The 2,460-nt window shown below is 65.5% G+C and carries 2 protein-coding genes; both read left to right on the forward strand.

The genetic code is table 11. From position 1 onward, the window contains the following. Window positions 1–349: carboxyl transferase domain-containing protein (locus VDP82_RS16980; protein WP_323016009.1), on the forward strand; the 349-nt coding region annotated here is incomplete at its 5' end. A 10-nt stretch (window positions 350–359) separates the two neighbouring features. Beyond that, complete coding sequence (locus tag VDP82_RS16985; protein ID WP_323016010.1) at window positions 360–2,342, forward strand: acetyl/propionyl/methylcrotonyl-CoA carboxylase subunit alpha; 1,983 nt, start codon at window positions 360–362, stop codon at window positions 2,340–2,342. The last annotated feature ends 118 nt before the right edge of the window (window positions 2,343–2,460 follow it).

Below are 2,460 nucleotides of genomic sequence, written 5' to 3' on the forward strand. Positions count from 1 at the left end.
CGTCATCACCCGCAAGGCCTATGGCGGGGCCTATGACGTCATGGCCTCCAAGCACATCAAGGCCGACGTAAACTATGCCTGGCCCAGCGCCGAAATCGCGGTGATGGGGGCCAAGGGGGCGACCGAAATCCTCTACCGGTCCGAGCTGGCCGACAAGGACAAGATCGCCAGGCGCACCGCCGACTACGAAGCGCGCTTCGCCAATCCCTTCGTCGCCGCCGAACGCGGCTTCATCGACGACGTCATCATGCCCCACGGCACAAGACGCCGCGTCATCCGCGCCTTCTCAACCCTGCGGCACAAGGCCGTGCAGGGACCGAAGAAGAAGCACGGGAATATTCCGCTGTGAGGAGAGAGCCATGACCATTCAAAAACTCCTCATCGCCAATCGCGGCGAGATTGCCTGCCGGGTCATCAAAACGGCCCGGAAAATGGGCATCGCTACCGTGGCGGTCTATTCGGATGCCGACCGGGAGGCCCTGCATGTGCGCATGGCCGATGAGGCGATCCATATCGGGGCTTCGCCCGCCCGGGAGTCCTATCTCCAGATCGACAGGATCATCGCCGCCTGCAAACAGACCGGCGCCCAGGCCGTGCATCCGGGCTATGGGTTCCTCTCGGAAAATGCCGGTTTCGCCGCCGCGCTGGAGAAGGAAGGCATCGTCTTCGTCGGCCCGCCCCCTAAGGCCATCGAGGCCATGGGCGACAAGATCACCAGTAAGAAAATCGCCGCCGAAGCTGGCGTCTCCACCGTGCCCGGCCATATGGGACTGATCGCGGATGCCGAAGAGGCGGTGACCATCAGCCGCTCCATCGGCTATCCGGTAATGATCAAGGCCAGCGCCGGCGGCGGCGGCAAGGGCATGCGCATCGCCTGGACCGACGATGAGGCGCGCGAGGGCTTCGAGCGCTCCAAGTCCGAGGCAGCCTCTTCCTTCGGCGATGATCGCATCTTCATCGAAAAATTCGTCACCGAGCCGCGCCATATCGAGATCCAGCTCATCGGCGACGCGCATGGCAATGTGCTCTATCTCAACGAGCGCGAATGCTCGATCCAGCGCCGCAACCAGAAGGTGATCGAGGAAGCGCCCTCGCCCTTTCTCGATGAGGCGACGCGCAAGGCCATGGGCGAGCAATCGGTCGCCCTGGCGCGGGCCGTGGGCTATCGCAGCGCCGGCACGGTGGAATTCATCGTCGACAAGGACCGCAATTTCTACTTCCTCGAAATGAACACGCGCCTCCAGGTCGAGCACCCGGTGACCGAGCTCATCACCGGGCTCGATCTGGTGGAATTGATGCTGCGCGTCGCCAATGGCGAAAAACTGCCGCTGACGCAGGCCGAGGTGCAGCGCCGGGGCTGGGCCATCGAAAGCCGGCTCTATGCCGAGGACCCCTACCGCAATTTCCTGCCCTCCACCGGGCGGCTGACGCGCTATCGCCCGCCGGAGGAAAGCGCCTCCGGGGCGCTGGTGGTGCGCAACGATACCGGCGTTTTCGAGGGCGGGGAGATTTCCACCTTCTACGATCCGATGATCGCCAAGCTGTGCACCTGGGCGCCGACGCGCCTTGAAGCGATAAACGCCATGGCGGTGGCGCTGGACGGCTTCGAGGTCGAGGGCGTGGGCAACAATCTCCCTTTCCTTGCCAGTGTCATGGAACAGCAGCGCTTCCGCGACGGGCGGCTGACGACCGGCTATATCGCCGAGGAATTCCCCGAGGGTTTTGCCGGCGCCAGTCTCACCGAAGAGCAGCGGTTCGACGTTGACGCCGCCGCCGCCCTGATGATGGCGCGGCGCGAACAGCGCCGGGGCGGCGTCGTGGCCGAAAGCCGCTGGCATGTCGAAAGCCCCGCCGGCGCGGGGCTGGTGCGGCTCACCCAGCATGGTCATGAAACCCAGGTGGAAACCGGCTGGCGCAGCGCCGCCGCGCACCTGCGCTGGCAGCCCGGCGAGAGCCTGGCCCGGCTCGACTGGTCCGATGGACGGCAGGCGGTGCTCAAGGTTACGCCCACCACCTCGGGTTTCCGCATCCGCTATCGCGGCGCCGATCTCAAAGTGCTGGTGCTGCGCCCGCATATCGCCGCGCTTTTGAAGCACATGCCGGTCAAGACCCCGCCCGACATGAGCAAGTTCCTGCTCTGCCCCATGCCCGGCCAGGTGGTGCGCATCGACGTGGCCGAGGGCGACGTGGTGGAGGACGGCCAGACCCTCGCCATCGTCGAGGCCATGAAGATGGAAAACGTGCTCAAGGCCGAAAAGCGCGCCCGCGTGAGCAAGATCCACGCCGTCCCCGGCGCCGTGCTGGCGGTGGATCAGGTCATCCTCGAATTCGAGGCGGTGTGATGCGGGGCGCTGAAGTTGCAGCCGGCTCCCTCCCCCTCGCGGGGAGGGTCAGGGTGGGGGGATGGGAGCCCGAATATTGGGGCTTTCGGCACCCCCACCTAGCCTCCCCCGTCAAGGG

Origin of the sequence: Devosia sp. (assembly GCF_034675085.1) — a bacterium.
Lineage (GTDB): Bacteria > Pseudomonadota > Alphaproteobacteria > Rhizobiales > Devosiaceae > Devosia.